21 protein-coding genes are annotated in these 19,612 nt (G+C 74.1%); 10 read left to right on the top strand and 11 right to left on the bottom strand.

What is annotated here, in order from left to right:
- Nucleotides 1-304: 304 nt before the first annotated feature.
- Nucleotides 305-2,566, bottom strand: coding sequence for a putative bifunctional diguanylate cyclase/phosphodiesterase (locus ACQP2P_RS30755; RefSeq protein WP_433606693.1), 2,262 nt, complete (start codon nt 2,564-2,566; stop codon nt 305-307).
- Between the two features lie 39 nt (nt 2,567-2,605).
- Nucleotides 2,606-3,379 (bottom strand): phosphotransferase, encoded by a 774-nt coding sequence (locus tag ACQP2P_RS30760; protein WP_433606695.1) that lies wholly within the window; start codon nt 3,377-3,379, stop codon nt 2,606-2,608.
- Here ACQP2P_RS30760 and ACQP2P_RS30765 point away from each other — a divergent pair.
- The 4 genes from ACQP2P_RS30765 (at nt 3,378) to ACQP2P_RS30780 (ending at nt 6,164) form a co-directional block, all read left to right on the top strand.
- Nucleotides 3,378-3,512, top strand: coding sequence for a hypothetical protein (locus ACQP2P_RS30765; RefSeq protein ID WP_433606697.1), 135 nt, complete (start codon nt 3,378-3,380; stop codon nt 3,510-3,512). The two genes, ACQP2P_RS30760 and ACQP2P_RS30765, sit on opposite strands and share 2 nt — an antisense overlap.
- A gap of 25 nt (nt 3,513-3,537) precedes the next feature.
- The gene (locus ACQP2P_RS30770; RefSeq protein ID WP_433606699.1) at nt 3,538-4,257 is read left to right on the top strand and encodes a histidine phosphatase family protein; all 720 of its coding nucleotides are present in this window, start codon (nt 3,538-3,540) and stop codon (nt 4,255-4,257) included.
- The gene (locus tag ACQP2P_RS30775) at nt 4,244-5,104 is read left to right on the top strand and encodes an NAD(P)H-hydrate dehydratase (protein WP_433606701.1); all 861 of its coding nucleotides are present in this window, start codon (nt 4,244-4,246) and stop codon (nt 5,102-5,104) included. Before ACQP2P_RS30770 ends, ACQP2P_RS30775 begins: the two co-directional genes overlap by 14 nt.
- A gap of 76 nt (nt 5,105-5,180) precedes the next feature.
- On the top strand, nt 5,181-6,164 hold the full coding sequence (locus ACQP2P_RS30780; RefSeq protein WP_433606703.1) for a sporulation protein: 984 nt from the start codon (nt 5,181-5,183) through the stop codon (nt 6,162-6,164).
- Nucleotides 6,165-6,225: 61 nt separating this feature from the next.
- On the opposite strand, the gene ACQP2P_RS30785 is transcribed toward ACQP2P_RS30780, so the two are convergent.
- Complete coding sequence (locus tag ACQP2P_RS30785) at nt 6,226-6,570, bottom strand: DoxX family protein (protein ID WP_433606705.1); 345 nt, start codon at nt 6,568-6,570, stop codon at nt 6,226-6,228.
- 177 nt (nt 6,571-6,747) lie between these two features.
- Between ACQP2P_RS30785 and ACQP2P_RS30790 the strand changes: the two genes are divergently transcribed.
- The 4 genes from ACQP2P_RS30790 to ACQP2P_RS30805 are packed head-to-tail and all read left to right on the top strand — an operon-like array spanning nt 6,748 to nt 10,897.
- The gene (locus ACQP2P_RS30790; protein WP_433606706.1) at nt 6,748-7,521 is read left to right on the top strand and encodes a class II aldolase/adducin family protein; all 774 of its coding nucleotides are present in this window, start codon (nt 6,748-6,750) and stop codon (nt 7,519-7,521) included.
- Nucleotides 7,522-7,531: 10 nt separating this feature from the next.
- The gene (locus tag ACQP2P_RS30795) at nt 7,532-8,782 is read left to right on the top strand and encodes an amidohydrolase family protein (RefSeq protein ID WP_433606708.1); all 1,251 of its coding nucleotides are present in this window, start codon (nt 7,532-7,534) and stop codon (nt 8,780-8,782) included.
- Between the two features lie 10 nt (nt 8,783-8,792).
- On the top strand, nt 8,793-9,584 hold the full coding sequence (locus ACQP2P_RS30800; protein WP_433606710.1) for a FadR/GntR family transcriptional regulator: 792 nt from the start codon (nt 8,793-8,795) through the stop codon (nt 9,582-9,584).
- Between the two features lie 35 nt (nt 9,585-9,619).
- Nucleotides 9,620-10,897 (top strand): lipopolysaccharide biosynthesis protein, encoded by a 1,278-nt coding sequence (locus tag ACQP2P_RS30805; protein WP_433606712.1) that lies wholly within the window; start codon nt 9,620-9,622, stop codon nt 10,895-10,897.
- 7 nt (nt 10,898-10,904) lie between these two features.
- Here ACQP2P_RS30805 and ACQP2P_RS30810 read toward each other — a convergent pair whose 3' ends face one another.
- Nucleotides 10,905-11,546 (bottom strand): hypothetical protein, encoded by a 642-nt coding sequence (locus tag ACQP2P_RS30810; RefSeq protein WP_433606713.1) that lies wholly within the window; start codon nt 11,544-11,546, stop codon nt 10,905-10,907.
- An 80-nt stretch (nt 11,547-11,626) separates the two neighbouring features.
- Between ACQP2P_RS30810 and ACQP2P_RS30815 the strand changes: the two genes are divergently transcribed.
- The gene (locus ACQP2P_RS30815) at nt 11,627-12,469 is read left to right on the top strand and encodes a LysR family transcriptional regulator (RefSeq protein ID WP_433606714.1); all 843 of its coding nucleotides are present in this window, start codon (nt 11,627-11,629) and stop codon (nt 12,467-12,469) included.
- A gap of 75 nt (nt 12,470-12,544) precedes the next feature.
- Nucleotides 12,545-13,072: a hypothetical protein gene (locus ACQP2P_RS30820; protein WP_433606716.1), complete on the top strand. Its 528-nt coding sequence runs from the start codon at nt 12,545-12,547 to the stop codon at nt 13,070-13,072.
- 5 nt (nt 13,073-13,077) lie between these two features.
- Here the strand turns inward: ACQP2P_RS30820 and ACQP2P_RS30825 are convergent, their stop codons facing one another.
- The 7 genes from ACQP2P_RS30825 to ACQP2P_RS30855 form a co-directional block, all read right to left on the bottom strand.
- On the bottom strand, nt 13,078-13,941 hold the full coding sequence (locus ACQP2P_RS30825; protein WP_433606718.1) for a cupin domain-containing protein: 864 nt from the start codon (nt 13,939-13,941) through the stop codon (nt 13,078-13,080).
- Nucleotides 13,938-14,150, bottom strand: coding sequence for a hypothetical protein (locus ACQP2P_RS30830; RefSeq protein ID WP_433606720.1), 213 nt, complete (start codon nt 14,148-14,150; stop codon nt 13,938-13,940). Before ACQP2P_RS30830 ends, ACQP2P_RS30825 begins: the two co-directional genes overlap by 4 nt.
- Nucleotides 14,151-14,157: 7 nt before the next feature.
- Nucleotides 14,158-15,414: an Nramp family divalent metal transporter gene (locus tag ACQP2P_RS30835; protein ID WP_433606722.1), complete on the bottom strand. Its 1,257-nt coding sequence runs from the start codon at nt 15,412-15,414 to the stop codon at nt 14,158-14,160.
- Between the two features lie 57 nt (nt 15,415-15,471).
- Nucleotides 15,472-17,145, bottom strand: coding sequence for an alpha-keto acid decarboxylase family protein (locus tag ACQP2P_RS30840; protein ID WP_433606724.1), 1,674 nt, complete (start codon nt 17,143-17,145; stop codon nt 15,472-15,474).
- Between the two features lie 181 nt (nt 17,146-17,326).
- Nucleotides 17,327-18,190: a PhzF family phenazine biosynthesis protein gene (locus ACQP2P_RS30845; RefSeq protein ID WP_433606726.1), complete on the bottom strand. Its 864-nt coding sequence runs from the start codon at nt 18,188-18,190 to the stop codon at nt 17,327-17,329.
- A 197-nt stretch (nt 18,191-18,387) separates the two neighbouring features.
- Nucleotides 18,388-18,930: a DUF6886 family protein gene (locus ACQP2P_RS30850; protein WP_433606728.1), complete on the bottom strand. Its 543-nt coding sequence runs from the start codon at nt 18,928-18,930 to the stop codon at nt 18,388-18,390.
- Nucleotides 18,930-19,607: a hypothetical protein gene (locus tag ACQP2P_RS30855; RefSeq protein ID WP_433606730.1), complete on the bottom strand. Its 678-nt coding sequence runs from the start codon at nt 19,605-19,607 to the stop codon at nt 18,930-18,932. The genes ACQP2P_RS30850 and ACQP2P_RS30855 overlap by 1 nt, the downstream gene beginning before the upstream one ends.
- Nucleotides 19,608-19,612: the final 5 nt, after the last annotated feature.

Here is a 19,612-nt window from a genome sequence, read left to right on the forward strand (position 1 = left end):
CGGTCGAATGCGGCTCAACGCATTTGAGGAATGCTCGTCCGCGGAGGGCCGGGCACGTCAAGAAGGGCGAGCATGGCGCGAAGCACGTGGATCCGGGTTGCCGCTGTCGATCGCACCCTGCAACGCGAGGGTGGTGTACCCGGGCACGAGAGACCAGACTGCGTAGCTCGGCAGCAGTGCGGGGTCGGTGTCCCGGGCCGGCTCGGCGTCTTCGCCACGCAGGCCGCGATCGTGGGCGCGCAGGGCGCGGTGCTTCTGCTCAGCCAGTGCGGGTGCGGTGCAGTCGACTGTTGCTCCGCCCGCGTCAGGCGACGGGTTCGAGGATCGCGTCCGCGGGGACCGGGTGGCCCAGCAGATACCCCTGCACCCGGTCGCAGCCGAGGCCGCGCAGCAGGTCGCAGTGCTCCTCGGTCTCCACGCCCTCCGCGACCGTCTCCAGCCCGAGGCTGCGCGCGAGGTCCACGATCGCCCGCACCAGCGCGGTCTGCCCGGCCAGGTCGTCCCGGCTGTGCGGCAGGAACGAGCGGTCGATCTTGAGGATGTCGATCGGCAGGTCCCGCAGGTAGGCCAGGGACGAGTACCCGGTGCCGAAGTCGTCGATGGCGACCTTCACGCCGATCGCGCGCAGCGCCACCAGGTGTGCGATGGTCTGCTCCGCCTGCGTCCCGGCGCCCACGAGCACCCCTTCGGTGATCTCCAGGGTGAGCGCGTGACCCGGCAGCCCCGAGCCCGCCAGGGCCGCGTGCACCCGGGCCACGAAGTCCGGCTCGGCCAGCTGCCGCGGCGAGACGTTCACGCTCAGCCCCGCCCCGGTGGCCGCGTGCCACGGCGCGGCATCCCGGCAGGCCCGGTTGAGCACCCAGTCGCCGAGCGCCACGATGAGCCCGCTGGACTCCGCGGCCGGGATGAACCGGTCCGGCCCGATCGGCGCCGCGCCGGGCGGGCACCAGCGCACGAGGGCCTCGAAGCCCACGGTGCGGTCCCCGTCGAGCGCGACGATCGGCTGGTAGTGCACGGCGAGCTCGTCGGCCGCGAGGGCGGCCCGCAGCCGCTGCGCGGTCTGGCTGCGCCGCAGCTGCCGGTCGCGCAGCTGCTCGTCGAAGCCGACGACACGGTCCTTGCCGGCCGCCTTCGCCGCGTACAGGGCCACGTCGGCGTCCGCGAGCACGACCGTCGCGCTGTACCCGGCGCTGAACCCGCGCGCCCCCGCCGTGCCGGAGACGAGCAGCTCGGCGCCGTTCACGTCGACGGGCCGGCGCAGCGCCGCCAGCAGCCGCTCGCCCCGCACCAGCAGCTCCGCCTCCCCCACGCCCGGGCACAGCAGCGCGAACTCGTCCCCGCCGAGGCGGGCCAGGGTGTCGCCCGGGCTCAGCAGCGCCTCGAGCCGGCGGGCCACCTCGACGAGCAGCGCGTCGCCGGTCGGGTGCCCGAAACGGTCGTTGACGTCCTTGAACCCGTCGAGGTCGAGCAGGATCAGCCCGCCCCGGCCGCCGACGGCGAGCAGCTCGGTGAGCCGGTCGTCGAGCAGGCGGCGGTTCGGCAGCCCGGTGAGCGCGTCGTGCAGCGCGTGGTGGCGCAGCAGGGCCTGCATCTGCGACTGCTGCCGCAGGGCGTCCTGCAGGTCGAGGGCCCGGCGCCGCTCGACCCGCCCGGCGTGCCCGAGCCGGATCACCAGCAGCAGGGCGGTGACGGCGGTCGGCACGAGCGGCACCACGACGTCGGCCACGTCGAGACTGGGCTCGCGCAGCTCGCGCAGCAGCGACCAGGCCGTGGCCACCGGCCCGACGAGCACGACGACGGCGACCACCACGGTGCCCCACGTGGCCGAGGACGGCCGGGCCGGCGCCGGGGGCAGCGCGGCCGACGGATGCAGCGCCGACGCGCCGAGGAACAGGTACGTCGCGGCCCAGCCGACGGAGATGATCCCCGAGCCGGCCCAGGCGCCGCCGCCGGAGGCCGAGACGAAGTACAGGACGTCGGACGTGAGCAGGCACGCGCCCGCGCCGAGCAGCAGCAGGTGGGTGGGCCGCAGCGCCCCGGCGGCGACCACCATCCGCACCGCGGCGGCGAGGATGACCAGGTCGAGGGCCGGGAACAGGGCGATGCTGAGGCTGACCGAGTGGGTGGGCCGGTCGCGCACGAACGGGTCGTAGAGCGCCACCCAGGTGACCACGACGGCCGTGCAGAGCGCGACCCCGGCCTCGGTGAAGCCGGCGAGCGCGGAGCCGTAGCGGTGCACCGCCGGCTGCCCGAGCATCGCCGCGCCGATCAGCGGGTACATGGCGAAGTAGATGCCGTCGACGAGCGGCAGGTCGTCGCCGGTGCCGCCGAGGCCGAGGTCGGCCGCCCAGCACAGGTTCGCGGTCAGGGCGCAGCCCATCGCGGCGAGCGCGAACCACCAGGCCCGCCGGCGGTCGACCCGGCCCGCGCGCAGGCGCCGGACGATGGCGGCGATGGTGGCGGCACCGCCGAGGCCGTAGACGAGCTGGCGCTCGAACGCGGGCAGCAGCGCAGCAGCCAGGACGACGGGCAGACCGGCGACGAGGTACCACATCCATGCCCGCATGCCCTCCACTGTGCCCACCGCCGGGTGCAGGCCCGGTGCTCAGCCGGTTGCTCTGCGGGCCAGCCAATCCCGCGACGCCCGGCCGAGGGATGCGGCCGTGCCCGACAGCCGGGGATCCGCGGCGCGCGCCGCCAGGTTCAGCAGGAAGCCGGCGTGCGCGGCCAGGAACGCGTCGACCACGCGCGGGGGGAGGTCGCGGGTGAGCGGGTTCGCGGCGCACAACGCCTCCGCGTCGGGCGAACCGGCCATCAGCATGAGCGCGTCGCAGTACGCCGGGCCGACCCACGCGTGCGCCCAGTCGACGACGAAGACGCGCTCCGGCGACACCAGCGCGTTGAACAGGTAGAGGTCCCCGTGCAGGAGCGTGTCACCGGCCAGGTCCAGCGACTCGAACCCGGCCAGGCGCGGCCGGGTCGGCGGGCGGACGGGAGCCGGCGTCAGCGCGCCCGCCATGGCCGTCACGGTGTCCAGGACGCGCGGCAGGTCCGCCGGGCCCGGCATCGAGGCCGCGACGAACTCGAACACGAGCACCGCCCACGGGCCGTCGTCGAAGGCGAACAGCAGCTTCGGCGACGGTACCGACGCCGGAAGCCCGGCCGCGACGACCGCCTCGCGCCGGTGGAAGTCGCGCACCGCCGGGTCGGCGGCCGCCTTCGCGAACACGTCCCGCCCGTCGGCGAGCCGCAGCCGGGCCGCCGCCCCCTCCGAGTGCCCGCCCGCAAGGTCGGCGGCGCCGACGACCGGGCTTGCGAGGCGGTCCGCCACGCCACCGCGCACCCGCTCCGGCAGCGCGGACCACGATACTGTCCCCATGGCCGAACAGTACGTGTCCGCGTTCGCGATCGACCCCGCCGAGCCCGCCCGGGAGGAGAGGCTGCCGCAGTGGGTGGCGGCCGCCCGCGAACAGGGCCGCGATCTTTCCCTGACCCGGGACGGCTTCAAGTAGCCCCGCGCTGGGTACGCCGACAGTCATGGCGGAACTGAGCTGGCTGGGCGTGGTGCGGCACGGGCAGAGCGTCGGCAACGTGCGGGCCGAGGAGGCCGAGCGCGGCGGGCTCGAGGTCATCGACCTCGTCGAGCGCGACGCCGACGTGCCGCTGACCGGGCTGGGCCGCGAGCAGGCCGCCGCCGTCGGGCAGTGGGTCCGCGGGCTGCCCGCGCACGAGATGCCCGAGTTCGCCGTCGTCTCGCCCTACCTGCGCACGCGGGAGACGGCCATGATCGCGCTGGGCGGGACCGGGATCGCCATGCGGTACGACGAGCGCCTCCGCGACCGCGAGCTGGGCGAGCTCGACCTGCTCACGAACCGGGGCGTGGCCGCGCGCCTGCCGCAGGAGGCGGCGCGGCGGCAGCGGCTCGGCAAGATGTACTACCGGCCGCCGGGCGGCGAGTCCTGGTCCGACGTGCTGCTGCGCCTGCGCAGCCTGATGCGCGACGTGCGCGCCGAGCATCCCGGCGGGCGCGTGCTGCTCGTGGGGCACGAGGCGATCGTGATGCTGGTGCGGTACCTCGTGGAAGGCCTCGACGAGGAGACGCTCATGGCCCTGTCCCGCTCGACCGCCATGGCCAACTGCTCGGTGAGCAGCTGGGTCAACGTGGGCGGGGTGCTGCGCCCCGAACTGTTCAACGACGTCGGCCACCTGCACACGGCCGCGACGACGACCCAGGAGTACGTCGGTGCCGACGATTGAGGTGATCACGCCGCGCGTGCTGCGCGACTGGCCGCTGCCCGAGCCCACCGGCGACAAGCACGACCGCGGGACCGTGCTCGTCATCGGCGGCTCGCGCACGACCCCCGGCGGCGTCCTGCTGGCCGGCGTGGCCGCGCTGCGGGCCGGCGCCGGGCGGCTGCAGCTGGCGGTGACCGGGAGCACGGCCGCGGCCCTGTCGATCGTGGTGCCGGAGGCGAAGGTGATCGGCCTGCCCGAGACCGCCGAGGGCAGCGTCTCGGCCGAGCTGCCGCGAACGCTGCTCGAGCAGGTGGCGCAGGCCGACGCGGTCGCGCTCGGGCCCGGTCTGGACAACATCGAGGAGACGCAGAAGATCCTGGCGACGGTCCTGGCCGAGGCCTCCCCGGACACGGCGGTCGTGCTCGACGCCTACGCCCTGGGCGCGCTGAGCCGCCGCCCGGAGACGCTCGAACACGCCAAGTGCGGCGCGGTGCTCACCCCGAACCGCACCGAGGCGCGGCACCTGCTCGGCCGCGAGCCCGGCGACGACCTGGCCGCCGAGGCCGCCGCCCTGGCCGCCCGGTACGCGGCGACGGTGTGCCTGCACGGCTACGTCGCCGACCCGGACGGCACGGTCTGGCGCGAGGAGAGCGGCGCCGCCGGCCTGGGCACCTCGGGCAGCGGGGACGTCCTCGCGGGCCTGGTCGCCGGCCTGCTCGCGCGCGGGGCCGAGCCCGCCCAGGCCGGGTGCTGGGCCACGTACGCGCACGCCATGGCCGGCCAGCGCCTCGGCCCCCGCTTCGGCCGCACCGGCTACCTGGCGCGGGAGCTGCTGGACGAGGTCGCGTACACCATCGGCACCGTCTGACCCGGGACCGCCTTCACTCGCACGGGCATCACTGTTTGCGGAGACCGTACAGTGCCACGTGCTAGTGTCAATTGCCATGGTGTTCAAGAAGATGCTCGCCGCCTTCGGGGTTGGCGGACCGAGCGTCGACACGGTGCTCGACACCCCCGCCGTCCAGCCGGGCGGCTTCATCGACGGCCACGTCCACGTCCAGGGCGGCGATCGCGACGCCCGCATCGAGCACGTCGTGCTCTCGCTCGTCACGCGCGTCGAGGTGGAGCGCGCGGGCTTCGACGGCGAGGCCGGCCTCGAGCTGACCCGAACCTCGGTCGCCGACCACTTCACCGTGCGCGGCGCGACCACCGAGTCGATCCCGTTCCGCCTGGCGGTGCCGTGGGAGGCGCCGATCACGAACGTGTACGGCCAGCACCTGCGCGGCATGGTGATGGGCGTGCGCACCGAGCTGGAGGTCGCGGGCGGCCGCGACAAGGGCGACCTCGACCCGGTGTCGATCACGCCGCTCCCCGCCCACCAGGCCGTCCTCGACGCGTTCGCCGAGCTCGGCTTCCGCTTCAAGCACGCCGACGTCGAGCACGGCCGCCTCCACGGCGTGTCGCAGCAGCTGCCGATCTATCAGGAGATCGAGTTCTGGCCGCCGCAGCAGTACGCGGGCCGCGTCAACGAGGTCGAGCTGACCTTCGTGACCAACCCCCGCGGCGTGGAGGTCATCCTGGAGTTCGACAAGCGCGGCGGGATGTTCCGGCCCTCGCACGACATGATCAGCCGCTTCAGCATCGGCCACGACGGCGTCGACGGCACCAACTGGACCGCGCTGGTGGACGGCTGGGTGCGCCAGGCCACCGACCGCCACTTCACGGCGATGCAGTCCGCCCACGGCTACGGCCACGACCCCTACGGCCACGGCGGCTACGGCCACCCGGGCCACGGCCGCCGCGGGATGGGCATGGGCACCGTCGTGGCCGCGGGCGCCGCGGGCATCGTCGGCGGCCTGGTGGCCGGCGAGATCATCGACGAGGTCTTCGACGACGGCGGCGGCGAGGACTTCGGCGACTTCGAGTAGCCGGGGACCGCGCGCGGAGGGCCCGGGTCAGGAGCCCTCCGCGCGCGGGTGCCGCCGCGCTCTAGAGAACCGAGAGCACGCCGGCGGCGATGGACAGCAACAGCAGGAACGAGGCCGGGCCGAGGCCGCCGCGGTCGCCCGCCTTGACGTGCGCGACCACGGCGCCGATGAAGTACAGGGTCAGGCCGATCGCGGCGGCGGTCCCCAGGGGCCGGTACGCCAGGCCGGCGAGCAGGCCCAGGGCGCCCGCCACCTCGGCCGTGGCCAGCCACGGGTACCAGCCGTGCGGGACGGCGGCCCGGTCCAGGTTCTGCACGACCGCGTCGGCGCGGCGCAGCTTGCCGGTCGCCGAGCCGATCAGGAGCAGGGCCAGCAGGACACTTGCGACGAGATACCCGATGAACATGTCGCCTTCCGTAGCTCGTGTTCGATGGATCTATGGTGCGGCCAACCCCGGCGACACGAAAGCTCGGCGCCCGCAAAACGCCGCAAAGGCCGCGGCGAGCCAGTCCAACCAAGCGATTGCTTGACTCCAGCCCCTCCGGCCGCTAAATCTTTTAAAAGATTTACACGGAGGTGGTCAGTGACAACCGTGACCGAGAAGCCCGGCGGGACCGCCGTCTGGGCTCCCCGCATCACCCCGCCCATCGGTGTCGACCTCACCGACGCCCAGGCCCTGGCCTGCGCGTTCCGCATCCTGGCGAACACCGGCTTCAGCGAGAACATCGCCGGGCACATCACCATGGTCAAAAACGGCGACGGCGACATGTGGATCAACCCGTGGGGGTTGTGGTGGGACGAGGTCTCCGCCTCGGACCTGTGCGTCGTCGACCGTGACGGCGCCGTCAAGGACGGCAGATGGGACGTCACCCCGGCGTTCCACATCCACACCGAGCTGCACCGCGCGCGGCCCGACGCCCGCGTCGTGGTGCACAACCACCCGTACTACGTGACCGTGCTGGCCGCGATCGGCGTGCTGCCCGAGATCGTGCACCAGACGGGATCGATGTTCGACGGCGATCTGGCGTTCGTGCACGAGTACACCGGCGAGGTCGACGACGCCGAGCTCGGGGCCGACCTCGCCCGGCGAATCGGCGACAAGTCCGTCGTCATCCTGGCCAGCCACGGGATCATCGTCACCGCCCCGACGATCCAGGAGGCCACGTACCGCTCCGCGAGCATCGACCGCGCCTGCAGGCTCGCCTACGACGTCATGCTCCTGGGCCGCGATCCCCTCGCCATCGCCCCGGGGCTGCGCCACGGCATGAAGAAGTCCCTGCTGGAGCGGGGATCCGACTACTTCTGGGCCGGCGCGGTCCGCAAGCTGCTCCGCCACGAACCCGACGTCCTGGACTAGGAGACACCCCATGGCTTCGATCGACGAGCTCCTGACCAACACGAGCTTCACCACCGCCGCCCGCGACAAGGTGACGTTCCTGCCCGACCCGCCGCGGCAGCCGCGCAAGTACACCTTCATCTCCGTCGACGACCACATCGTCGAGCCGCCCGACGCCTTCGAGGGCCGGATGCCGGCCAAGTACGCCGAGCAGACCCCGCGCGTCGTCGACAAGGACGGCAGCCACGTCTGGATGTACGACGGCAAGGAGTTCCCCAACGTCGGGTTCAACGCCGTCGTCGGCCGGCCCGTCGACGAGTACAGCATGGAGCCGAGCCGCTTCGACGACATGCGCCGCGGCTCCTGGGACATCCACGAGCGCATCAAGGACATGGATCTGTCGGGCGTGTACGCCTCGCTGTGCTTCCCGTCCTTCCTGCCCGGCTTCGCGGGCCAGCGCCTGCAGCTGTCGACCCAGGACCCCGAGCTCGCGCTCGCGGCCACCCGCGCGTGGAACGACTGGAACATCGAGGCGTGGTCGGGCGCGTACCCGGACCGCATGATCCCGTGCCAGCTGCCGTACTTCCTCGACCCCGAGGTCGGCGCGCAGGAGATCTACCGCAACGCCGAGCGCGGCTTCAAGGCGGTGACGTTCACCGAGGCCCCGCACATGCTCGGGATGCCGTCGCTGCACACCGACCACTGGGACCCGATCATGCGCGCCTGCGCCGAGACCGGCACCGTGGTGAACCTGCACATCGGCTCGTCGAGCAGCTCGCCGTCGACCGCCGAGGACGCCCCGCCGGACGTGGTCGGCGTGCTGTTCTTCGGGTACTCCATGTTCTCCGCCGTCGACTGGCTGTACTCCCGCATCCCCGTCCGCTTCCCCGACATCAGGATCGTGCTCTCCGAGGGCGGGATCGGCTGGGTGCCGGGCCTGGTCGACCGGCTCAACCACATGCTGAGCTACCACGAGATGTACGGCACCTGGAAGGGCATCGAGCTCACCCCGGCCGAGGTGCTGCTGCGCAACTTCTACTTCTGTGCGGTCGAGGACCCGTCGACGTTCCCGCTGCGCGACGTCATCGGCGTCGACCACATCCTGCTGGAGCAGGACTACCCGCACTGCGACTCGACCTGGCCGCACACCCAGCGCACGATCGAGGAGGAGATCGGCGGCCTGCCCGAGGCCGACGTGCGCAAGATGACGTGGGAGAACGCGTCCAGGCTGTACCGGCACCCGGTCCCGGAGGCCGTGCAGCGGGACCCCGACGCCTACTAAGCTCACGGCCGTGGAGCCCCGGGTACGCGTCCATCGGCTCGCCGAGCAGGTCGCCGACCGCGTCCGGGCGCAGATCATCAACGGCGAGCTGGCCGACGGCGATCCCCTGCCCAAGGCCGACGAGCTGATCCGGCGCTACCAGGTCAGCGCGCCGACCCTGCGCGAGGCGATGCGCATCCTGGAGGCGGAGGGCCTCATCACGGTGCGCCGGGGGCGGCTGGGCGGTGCCGTCGTGCACCGGCCGTCCCCGGCCAACCTCGGGTACAACCTCGGTCTCGTGCTCGCCGCCCAGCGCTCCGGCATCGGTGACGTGGCGGTCGCCCTGCGTCACGTCGAGCCGGCGTGCGCGGCGCTCTGCGCGGCCCGCGGCGACCGGGCGCACACGGTGGTGCCGCGCCTGCGCGAGCTGCACGAGGAGTACCTGGCGAGCATCGGCGACCTGCCCACCGTGGTCGGCGTGTCCCGGCGCTTCCACGAGGCGCTGGTGAGCCTGTGCGGGAACCCGCCGCTGATCGTGCTGGCCGGGGCGCTGGAGGCGCTCTGGTCCAGCCACGAGGAGGGCTGGGCGAGCCGCACGGAGCCGCGAGGGGTACCGCTCAGCCAGCGCGAGGAGTCCGGAGCGGTACACGGCAGGATTCTGCAGCTCATCGAGGCCGGCGAGTCCGAGGCGGTGCACCAGCTCGTCGCGGCCCACCTCGCCTCGGCGCAGCGCAACCCGCAGCCGGTCGGCTCGCCGTCGATCGACCTCACCCTCCTGCGTGAGCTAATGCTGCCGCCGGGCGAGGCAGGCGAGGCGGACTGAGGGCGCCTGCTACGTTCGGCGCATGAGTGGGGCACATGGCTGAGGTTCGCGCGCTCGCGCGCAACTCGGCCATCGCGGCGGGCGCGGTCGTCGCCAACGGCCTGCTGAGCGCGGCGATCCTCGCGCTGTGCGCGAAACTGGGGCAGACCGCCGAGATCGGCGCCTACACGGTCATGACGTCCGCGCTCGCGTTCGTGCTCATCTTCCTCAGCGGCGGCTCGACGCTGCTGTACCTCAACGGCACCGAGGAGCAGCGCGCCCTCGTGCGCAGCCAGTGGATGCTCGTCGTGGTGCCCGGCCTGCTGCTGGGCACCGTGGCGGTCGGCGCGTTCTACGCCACGAAGGGGTACGGCCTCGGCGCCCTCGCCGCCGCGGGCGTGGTCGCGCTCGGCAACGGGCTCGCCACCCTCCAGCTGTCCGACTTCAGCCGCCGGATGCGCTTCCTGGCCAGCGCCGTGCTCATGTGCACCAGCAAGGCGGCCTCGCTGGTGATGGTCCTGCTCGGCGTCCCGCTCACCGTCGCCCTGGCCGCCGCCGGCCTGGCCCAGCTGCTCGCCGGCGAACTGGTGCTGGGCAAGCACGGGTCGCTGCGGGCCAACCTGCTGCACGGGCTCTCGGCGCGCAGGGCGATCGCGGGGTACCGCTCCAGCCGCCACCTCTTCGGCTTCTCCCTCGCCGACCTGTACGTCGCCCGCTTCGGCACGCTCGTGCTGTCCCTGGTCGCGACCCCGGCCGTGATGGGCAGCTTCGGCGCGATCGTGACCGCGTACCAGGCCATCGGCGGCGTGGTGCAGTCCGCGCTGCAGGTGCCGATGGTGGCGCGGGCCCGCAGTCGGCTCGGCATCGAGCACTCGGCGCACCCGGCCGGCTTCTCGATCGGCGTGGCCCTGGCGTGCGCGATCCCGGGCGCGGCGACCGTCGCCGTCCTGGCCCCGTTCCTCACGCACACGGTGCTGTCCCTGCCGCACCCCGGCGCGGCCACCTGGCTCGCCGTGTTCATGCTCGCGCTGCCGTGCCTCGCGGTGACCCGGGCGCTGCTGTTCAACTGGATCGGCGACGGGCACTACGGCCGGGCCACGAAGGCGATGACCATCGTCGCCGCCGTGCTCACGGTCTGCGTCGCCGTGGGCGTGCCGCTCTGGGGCCCGCTCGGCACCGCGGGCGCCACGGCCGTCGCCGAGGCCGCGGCCCTCGCGATCATCCTCGCCGGACTGGGCCGGCGCGGCGAACCCCGGCGCCCGGTGCCGCTCGAACCGCCCGTGACGGCGCCCCCCGCGGCCGAACCTCGCGGGGCGGGCTCCCGCGCCGGATGACGCCGGACTAGGTGTCCAGCAGCTCGGCGCTGAAGATCTCCTCGACGCTCCACCGGCGGCTCGACAGCCCCTGCTCGTGGTGGTACCGCAGAAACGTGTCCAGCGCCGTCCGGTTCGCGGCGATGCCGTAGGGCCACCAGTCGGGCCCGAACAGCGCCTCGTTGCGCTCGTCCAGCGCGTTCGCCCACGGCAGCATCGTCGGCGCCTGGAACAGGCGGCGCCGCGCCCGGTACCGGTCGGCGCCGGTCTCCTTCGCGGCCAGGAAGACGTCGTAGATCTCGCGCGCCAGACCCGGGCGGGCCGCGAGCAGCCCGCGGGGCGCCGCGATCGTGTGCATGATCGGGAAGATGCCGGTCCGGCGGTACCAGTCCCGCTCGAGGTCCTCCGGGCGCGTGATGCCGCTGTCCGCGTGCACGAAGACGCACGAGTGCCGGAACACCCGGGTGGGGAACGCCGGGACGGCGAGGAACGGCGCCCCGTTGTCCAGCGAGCGCAGGTAGAACGTGAGGCCGAACTCGGCCACGTCGGCCTCGCCGTCGACGAGGAGCCGGAAGACGTCCACCAGCGTCGGTGCCGTCCGCACGGTGCCGCGCTCGAACAGCGCCTCCGTGGTGTCGTTGCGGCCGATGGCCACGCGCAGGTTCTCCATGCCTTCAGCGTTGCCCCGCCGCGGCGCTCGCGTCCAAGACCTTCCGTGTCCGCCGCATACCCTCTGGGTATGGTGCGCACGTGGACCTGCGGTTGCTGCGGTACTTCGTCGCCGTGGCCGAGGAGCGGCACGTCGGGCGGGCGGCCGCGCGGCTGCACATCACCCAGCCGCCGCTGAGCCGGGCGCTGCGGCAGCTCGAGGCCGACCTCGGCGCGACCCTGCTGGAGCGCACCCCGCACGGCGTGACCCCGACCCCCGCGGGCGAGGCCCTGTACGAGAAGGCGACGACGCTGCTCGATCAGGCCGACCGGCTCCGGGCCCGGGTGCGGGCCGAGGCCGGCTCCGAGACGCTGACCATCGGCACGCTCGCCGACACCGCCGGATGGGTGAGCGGCCGGCTCGTCGCCGACTTCCGCCGCGAGCACCCGCACGCCTCCGTGACCGTGCACGAGTCCGGCCTCGGCGACCCGACCGCGGGGCTTCGGGCCGGGCTCGTCGACGTCGCGCTCACCCGGACCCCGTTCGACGGCAAGGGCCTGCGCACCCGCGTCCTGAGCGCCGACCCGGTCGGCATCGTGGTCCGCGCCGACGACCCGCTGGCCGGCGCCGGGCCGGTGTCCGTCGCCGCGCTCGCCGCCCGCCGCTGGATCCGGCTGCCGGACGGCACCGACCCGCTCTGGGCCGCCTACTGGACCGGCCCCGCCGCCCCGGACGCGCCGGTCATGCGCACGATCCAGGAGTGCCTGCAGTCCGTGCTCTGGAACGGCACCTCGGCGCTCGCGCCGCTCGGCCAGCCGCTGCCGCCGGGCCTGGTCACGGTGGCCGTCGACGACCGCCCGCCGAGCCGCCTGGTGCTGGCCTGGCGACCGGCCCGCCTGACGCCGCTGGCGCGTTCGTTCGTCCGGATCGCGGCGCGGGCCTGACGGCGGTGACCGGCCCCGCGAGCCCGGCAGCCGCCGCGGGTCTGGGGCGTGGAGTGGGGTGGCTACAGTACGACGGTGATCGACGCCCCCGCCCCCGCGCCTCGCGTCCGCCAGGGCAAGACCGCGCTCGTGCTCGCGAGCGTCAGCCTGGTGCTCTCCCTGATCTCGTGCGGAGTGACGGCTCTCGTCGCGAGCACCGCCGGCATCGACCTGCTGCCGGTGCAGTCCAAGCCGGTGGAGGCGAGTGCGGCCCGGGTCGAGGCGGTGGCGCACGTGACCCTTCCGCCCGGGACGGTGCTGCTCGCCGCCGCCTACACCAACGGCCTGGAAACCCGCCTCTCGGCGAAGTTCCGCATCCCGCGCACCGGGCTCGACGCGTTCGTCGCCGCCGGGAAGTTCACCGCCCCGCCGACGCCGGGGCTGCGGGCCGTCACGGCGGAGCACAACGTCGGCGGGGGCAACCTCTGGGACCCCGGCACCGCGGTGTCCGTGTCCGGCATCAAGGAGGAGCAGCCGACGGCGGACGGCACGTACCGGTCGGTGCTGTTCGGCCTCGACGCGCCGGACGCCGTCACCGTCTACCTCTACGCCGGGCGCGGCTGACGGGCTCAGGCCGTGATGCGGGTCTTCGTCTTCGGGATGGACTCGACGACCCGGCGCGGGAGGTTGAGCGTGTCGGCGGCCACCTGCGGCGGCGTGTTCGCCATCCACTGGCTCAGCGAGATGTCCTCGAACTTCGGGTTGCGGAACATCTCCAGGAACACCAGCGGCTCGCTGCCGGTGTTCTCGACGTAGTGGCCGAAGGCGAACGGCACGTACCCGACGTCGCCCGCCTGGTAGTCGAAGGTGCGGTTCTGCCCCGAGCTCGCGAAGACGCCCATGCGGCCGCGGCCGGAGATGTAGTACTGCCACTCGTCGTCCGTCGGGTGCCAGTGCAGCTCGCGCAGGCCGCCCGGCTCGATCTCGACCAGGGCCGCGCTGATGGTGTCCGAGGCGGCGAAGTTCGTCGAGTCGGCGACCCGGGCCCGGCCGCCGTTGAAGTGCTCCGGCTCCTGGGCCAGCAGGCGGTGCTTGAAGCTGCGGGGCACGTCGCCGGTCGGGCTCACCACCTGGTCGCGCTCCAGCGGCGGGGGGACCTGGCCGGCGAAGATGTACTTCTCGCGCTCCGGCAGCCGGTCCAGGTGCTCGGGCGACCAGCCGAAGTTCTTGGCGATGACGCTCTTCGGGGTGTGGGCGAAGAAGTCGCTGATCATGAACGTCGAGTTCTCCGAGAACTCGCCGTCGTCGAAGACCAGCAGGAACTCCACGCCGTCGTCGAGGGCCTGGAACTTCAGGTTCGGCAGCGTGCCGGCGTCCGTCTCCGGCGGCGCGAGCAGGTCGGGGTTCTGCCGGTCCAGCTCCACGTTGCGCGGCCCGGTGTCGGGGCCGCCCTCCAGCCCGCGCTCGGGCTGGGGGATGCTTTCGGGACTCATGCACGCGCCTTCGGGGATTCGGCGGACCGCGGGCGGCACAGCGCGCGCACCTGCGGTACGCCTCCGGACATCAGCACGGCGGCGGGGATCGCCACGGCGCAGAAGACGAGGGCCAGCACGGCGACCGGGCCGGCCCCGAGGACGAGGGCGAGCGCGGCGGCCGCGGCGAAGGCCAGCATGCGCGACCGCAGCCGCGGGAGCGTCGGCATCCGGCCCTCAGACGACGAGCAGGACCGGCAGGGACAGGCCCGCGGCGGCGACCACGAAGCCGGCGCCCGCGGCCACCCGGGTCGTGGCCGCGGCGTTCACGAGCCCGCCCATGAGCGACCGGTCCCGGCAGAAGTGCACCAGCAAAAACAGCGCCACCGGGACGCCCAGTGAGATCACGACCTGGCTGAGCACCAGCAGCGCGGTCAGCGGCGCCCCCAGCAGCAGCGCGGCGACCGCCGGCAGCATCGTCAGCACCCGGCGCAGCAGGCTCGGGATCCGCCATCCGAGGAACCCGCCCATCACGAAGTCCCCGGCGAGCGTGCCGATCCCGGACGAGGAGACCCCGGAGGCGAGCAGCGCGACGGCGAACGCCAGCGCCGCCGCCCCGCCGGCCCGCGCCGCGATCTGCTCGTGCGCGGCGATGATGTCGCCCGTCCAGCCGCCGGCGGTGAGCGCGGCGAGGCCGGCCCCGAGCGCGATCATCGCGACGTTGACCACGGCGGCGCCGCCCAGCGCGATCCCGCAGTCCAGCCGCAGGGCCCGGCGCACCACGCCCGGGGTCCGGCCGCCGATCGCCTCGGCGACCCGGAACTCGGGCCGCACCGCGAGCGCCGAGTGCAGGTAGATCGCGTGCGGCATGACGGTCGCCCCGACGATGCCCATGGCGAGCAGGGCGCCGTGCGCGCCGTCGAGCCGGGGCACGAGACCGCCCGCGAGGCCCGCGGCGGACTGGTGGCCGACGGCGACGACGTCGTAGAGGATGCCGGCCCCGACGAGCAGCAGGGCGGCGGCCGTGAACAGCTCGAACCGGCGGCGGCCGCGGCGGCGCAGCTCCAGCAGGACCAGCGAGACCACCGCCGTCACGAGCGCCGCCGGGGCGACGGGCAGGCCGAACAGCAGCCGCAGCCCGATCGCCGCCCCGACGAACTCGGCCAGGTCGGTCGCGAGCACCACGAGCTCGGCCTGGCCCCACAGCAGCCGGCTCGCCCAGCGGGGCAGCCGCTCGCGGCACAGCTGCGGCAGGCTCCGGCCGGTCGCCACGCCGAGCTTCGCGGCCTGGAACTGCACGAGCAGCGCGACGAGGCTCGCCGCGACGACGACCCAGACGAGCAGGTACCCGCTCGTGGCGCCCGCGGTCAGGTTCGTGGCCACGTTGCCGGGGTCGACGTACGCGACGGCGGCGACGACGGCCGGCCCGACGAGCGGGGTGAGGCGGGGTTTTCGGTGTGGTACCGGCGGATCCGCGACGGCGACCTGCTCCATGGGCTCAACGGTGGATCGCCGCGCCGCCGGATGCCTCACCTGCGGTGGCTACCGGATCTACACCGGCGCGTGATGGTAGTCGGCCCCGGCGAACGCCTTGCCGATGCGCACGACGGACTCGGGCGCGTCCAGCCGGCCCATCCGCGCCTCGATGAACACCGGCCGGTCGCGGGTCGCCGCCGCCTTGTCCAGCGCCGCGGCGAGCTGGTCCTCGGTGGCCACCGCGGCGGTGACGGCCCGGTCGTGCGGGTCGAAGGCCTGGACCAGCCGGTCGTACCGCCACGCGCCGATGGTGTTGTAGGCGGCGTACTCGCCGAGGATGCAGCGCTCCACGGTATACCCGTCGTTGTTCACGAGCACGATGACCGGGTTGAGCCCGAGCCGCAGCACCGTGGCGAGCTCCTGCGCGGTGAGCTGGAACGCGCCGTCGCCGATGCACAGCACGTGGCGGCGGTCGGGCGCGGCGAGCATGGTGCCGAGCAGCGCCGGCAGCGTGTAGCCGATCGAGCCCCACAGCGGCTGCCCGACGAAGGCGCAGTCGCGCGGCAGGGGCTGGGCGGCGATGCCGAAGTACGACGTGCCCTGCTCGGCCACGACGACGTCCCCGGGGCGCAGGGACGCCGCGACCTGCGGCCAGAAGCGCTCCTGGAGCAGGGGCGCGCCCGGCCGCGGCTCGGGCCGGGACGGGATGCGCCGGTGTGTGGCGGGCTCGCGGCCGGGCGCCGGCTCGGGCGACTCCGCGAGCGCGCTCAGGGCGTCCTTCAGGGCGACGTGGGCGTACGGCGTGCTGCCCACCGAGGCCGCCGACGGGTGCAGCTCGACCATGCGGGCCCGCTCGATGCGGTGGGTGAAGCCGCCGGTGACCGTGTCGGTGAACTGGCACCCGACCGCGAGCAGGCACTCGGCGTCCTCCACGGCCACCCGCGCCTCCGGTGGCCCGAGCGCGCCCGCGTAGACCCCGATGAACTGGTCGTGGGTCTCCGGGAAGACGCCCTTGGCGCTGATCAGCGTCGCGACCGGGCAGCCGAGCGCCTCGGCCAGGGCCAGCAGCCGCGAGCCGAGCCGGTAGCGGTCCACCTCCGGCCCGGCGAGGATCGCGACCGAGACCGCGGAGCGGATGCGCTCGCGCACGTCGGCGGCGAACCGGGCCAGCATCGCCGGGTCGCTGGACGGCTCCGGCAGGGCGAGCGGGGCCTTCGGCGCGGCGATGCGCTGCTGGGCGACATCGGCGGGCAGCATGAGGTACACCGGCCGCTTCTCCAGCCAGCACAGGCGCAGCAGCCGGTCGATCTCCTCGGCGGCGTTGTCGCGGCCGAGCAGCGCCTGGCCGGCCGTGTACTCCGCGGCGCACCTCGCGGCCCGGGCGAAGTCGCCGTCGCCGGCGGTGTGGTGCACCGGCTGGCGCTCCCGCATCACGAAGGTGGCGGGCGTGCCCACGATGGACACCACGGGGACGCGCTCGGCGAAGGCGCCGCCGACGCCGTTGAGCGCGCTGAGCTCGCCGACGCCGAACGTGGTGACGACCGCCCCGATGCCGTTGAGCCGGGCGTAGCCGTCGGCGGCGTAGGCCGCGTTGAGCTCGTTGCAGTTGCCGACCCAGTCGATGCCGTCGGCCGCCTCGATCTGGTCGAGGAACTCGAGCTGGTAGTCGCCGGGCACACCGAACATGTGCCGGACGCCCATCTCCCGCAGTCGCTGGAGGAGGTACTCCCCGATCGTGCAATCCGTCATCGCGCGGCACTACCCCGCCCCACGGGTGCTTATGTGAGGCGGGGCGGTACGCGTTCGGGCCTGCGGGCTGACGTTGCGGCCGCCGAGGGTGACCACGAGGTGACCGCCGCAGGCGAAGGACCAGGCGAGCGCGCCGCCGGAGCCGGTGCGCCGTTTCGGGCACGGGCACCCCCCTGGTCGCTCAGATGTGGAGACGGCCGTCCGCCACGACCACCGCACTGCCCGCGATCTCGACCCGCTCGACCCGGCCGCCGAGCATCGAGACCTGCGCGCGGATCGTGGACGGCCGGCCCATCTCCACGCCCTGCCGGACGGTGATCGCCCCGCCGAGCGGCACCAGCCCGTGCCGGCCGAGGTGCAGCGCGAGGGGGCCGGCGGCCGAGCCGGTGCCGGCGTCCTCGGTCACCCCGTAGGCGGGCGAGAACATCCGCGCCCGCCACACGAGCGGGTCGTCGGTGGGCGCGAAACAGTTCGCCGCGAGGTCCTCGTGCTCGGCGAGGGCCCGCAGGTCGACGCGCAGCGCCGAGAGCGCCTCGACGCTGTCCAGGCCCACGAAGGCGTGCCGGGGGCCGTTGCGGTAGACCTCGACGGGCAGCGTGGACTGCTCGACCCCGAGCGCCGCGAGCAGTTCGGCGGCGCGCGCGTACGGCTCCCACACCGGAATCGGCTGCCGCATGCGCGCGGTGATGGCCCGCCGGGCGCGGGACTCCCGCCCGGTGAACCGGAACGGCACGACGCCCATGCCGGTCTCCATGCGCAGCCCGCCGTCGCGCACACTGGGATGCTCGGTCGCGGCGAGCACCACGGCGGTGCCGAACGTCGGATGCCCGGCGAACGGAAGCTCACCGACGGGCGTGAAGATCCGCACGCGCACGTCCCCGCCGGCGACGGGCGGCAACACGAACGTGGTCTCGGAGAGGTTCATCTCGCGCGCGATGCGCTGCATGCACTCGGCGGAGAGCCCGGCCGCGTCGGGAACGACGGCGAGCGGGTTGCCTTCGAGCGCGGTATCGGTGAAAACGTCCGCGATAACGTAGCCGTACACGATCCCGACGCTAGGTCCCGGACGGGACGCCGCCCACTACTCGAACGAGCAGCACCGCCTGGCCAGCGCGCACGACGACACGCGGCCGGCGGCACGTGCGGCCGTGCGTGCGCGACGCGGCGGCAGCGTTCCCCGACGCCTCCGACGGCCCGGCACCGGCGCGCGTCCGGCGCCGCCCGCCGCGAGCGGGGGCGTGATCAGAGCAGGTGGGGGCGCGGCCGGGCGTTGCGCAGGCGGATGCCGCTGAAGGCCATGGTGCTCGCGGTCACCGCGTCCCAGAACGGCCACAGGTTGCCGAGCACGCGCAGCTGAATCCCGGCCTCGGCGTGCAGGTCCAGCAGGTTGCCGACCGGCTCCGCGGGGCCGAGCGGGACCACCGGCTCCTCCGCCACCTGGGCGTGCCCGGCGTCGCCGAACGGGCGGAAGGCAGCGGCCGCGAAGCGGTACGCGTACAGCCGCGTCGTGCGCATCGCGTCCAGCCAGCCGAACTCGATGGCGTGCACCCGTGGGCCGCAGCCGGCGCCGGCGATGCGGTCCCGGTCGGTGCCGGTGGTCGTCCCGATCGCCCACGCCATCGCGCGGGGACATTGGCGCGGGAACCAGTAGTCGGGGGCGCGGGCGGCGTCGACGGCCCAGACGTAGGCCTCGAGCTGCTGCGCGGTCGCGGCCACGTGCGGGGCGAACCGCTCGATCGCCGGATCCTCCGAGAAGTGCAGCACCTGGCCGGGTTCGGGGCGCATCAGCCGGCGACGTCCAGCAGATACCAGTTCCCCTCGACATGTGCCGCGGAGAGCAGGATCCGCCAGCCCACCCGGGCCTGGGCGGCGATCTCCGGCGGCACCTTGACCGCGCCGATCTCCTCGAACGTGATCGCGGCCGGGCCGACGGCGACGATGGCCCGGTGCTCGTCCTCGATCATCGCGTCCGCGAGCTCGACGAGCTCGGCCGGGTCGGGGGCGTCGGGGTCGTTGGCGACGTGCTCCCCGAGCGCCTCGGCGAACTCCTCCGGCGCCGCGCCGGGCTCGGCGCCGGCGGCGGCGTCCGCCGTATCAGGGGCAGCGTCGGGCGCCGAACGAGCGGAGCCGACCATCTCCCGCGCCCGGGCCAGCTCCGGGTGGTCGCCCGACCAGGCCCACGTGACCTCGTGCGTCCGGGTCGCGGCCCGCAGCCGCTCCCACAGCCCACCCTCGCCGCCCCCGCGCACGTAGTCGCTGTGCACCCGCACCTCGACCACGGTCGGCCGGGTCAGGCACTCCAGGCCCGCGACGACCGCGGTCAGCGCCATCCGGTCGGCGGGCGCGCCCGGCTCGGTGCCCTGGACCTCGCGGCGGTGCCGCCCGTATGTCAGCACCGCCGCCCAGGCCCCGCCGGCCCCGGCCGCGTGGACAAAGGCCTGCTTGGGTGTTTGATCGACCACGGACC

It is taken from the genome of Dactylosporangium sp. CA-139114, from assembly GCF_050955725.1.
Classification (GTDB): Bacteria; Actinomycetota; Actinomycetes; order Mycobacteriales; family Micromonosporaceae; genus Dactylosporangium.

Excerpts from the sequence above, each read along its gene's own strand:
- ACQP2P_RS30840 (WP_433606724.1), bottom strand. The coding sequence starts at position 17,145 with ATGACGGATTGCACGATCGGGGAGTACCTCCTCCAGCGACTGCGGGAG.
- ACQP2P_RS30810 (WP_433606713.1), bottom strand. The coding sequence starts at position 11,546 with ATGGAGAACCTGCGCGTGGCCATCGGCCGCAACGACACCACGGAGGCG.
- ACQP2P_RS30760 (WP_433606695.1), bottom strand. The coding sequence starts at position 3,379 with ATGGGGACAGTATCGTGGTCCGCGCTGCCGGAGCGGGTGCGCGGTGGC.
- ACQP2P_RS30830 (WP_433606720.1), bottom strand. The coding sequence starts at position 14,150 with ATGCCGACGCTCCCGCGGCTGCGGTCGCGCATGCTGGCCTTCGCCGCG.
- ACQP2P_RS30835 (WP_433606722.1), bottom strand. The coding sequence starts at position 15,414 with ATGGAGCAGGTCGCCGTCGCGGATCCGCCGGTACCACACCGAAAACCC.
- ACQP2P_RS30770 (WP_433606699.1), top strand. The coding sequence starts at position 3,538 with ATGGCGGAACTGAGCTGGCTGGGCGTGGTGCGGCACGGGCAGAGCGTC.
- ACQP2P_RS30755 (WP_433606693.1), bottom strand. The coding sequence starts at position 2,566 with ATGCGGGCATGGATGTGGTACCTCGTCGCCGGTCTGCCCGTCGTCCTG.
- ACQP2P_RS30765 (WP_433606697.1), top strand. The coding sequence starts at position 3,378 with ATGGCCGAACAGTACGTGTCCGCGTTCGCGATCGACCCCGCCGAGCCC.
- ACQP2P_RS30825 (WP_433606718.1), bottom strand. The coding sequence starts at position 13,941 with ATGAGTCCCGAAAGCATCCCCCAGCCCGAGCGCGGGCTGGAGGGCGGC.
- ACQP2P_RS30785 (WP_433606705.1), bottom strand. The coding sequence starts at position 6,570 with ATGTTCATCGGGTATCTCGTCGCAAGTGTCCTGCTGGCCCTGCTCCTG.
- ACQP2P_RS30850 (WP_433606728.1), bottom strand. The coding sequence starts at position 18,930 with ATGCGCCCCGAACCCGGCCAGGTGCTGCACTTCTCGGAGGATCCGGCG.
- ACQP2P_RS30805 (WP_433606712.1), top strand. The coding sequence starts at position 9,620 with ATGGCTGAGGTTCGCGCGCTCGCGCGCAACTCGGCCATCGCGGCGGGC.
- ACQP2P_RS30795 (WP_433606708.1), top strand. The coding sequence starts at position 7,532 with ATGGCTTCGATCGACGAGCTCCTGACCAACACGAGCTTCACCACCGCC.
- ACQP2P_RS30780 (WP_433606703.1), top strand. The coding sequence starts at position 5,181 with ATGGTGTTCAAGAAGATGCTCGCCGCCTTCGGGGTTGGCGGACCGAGC.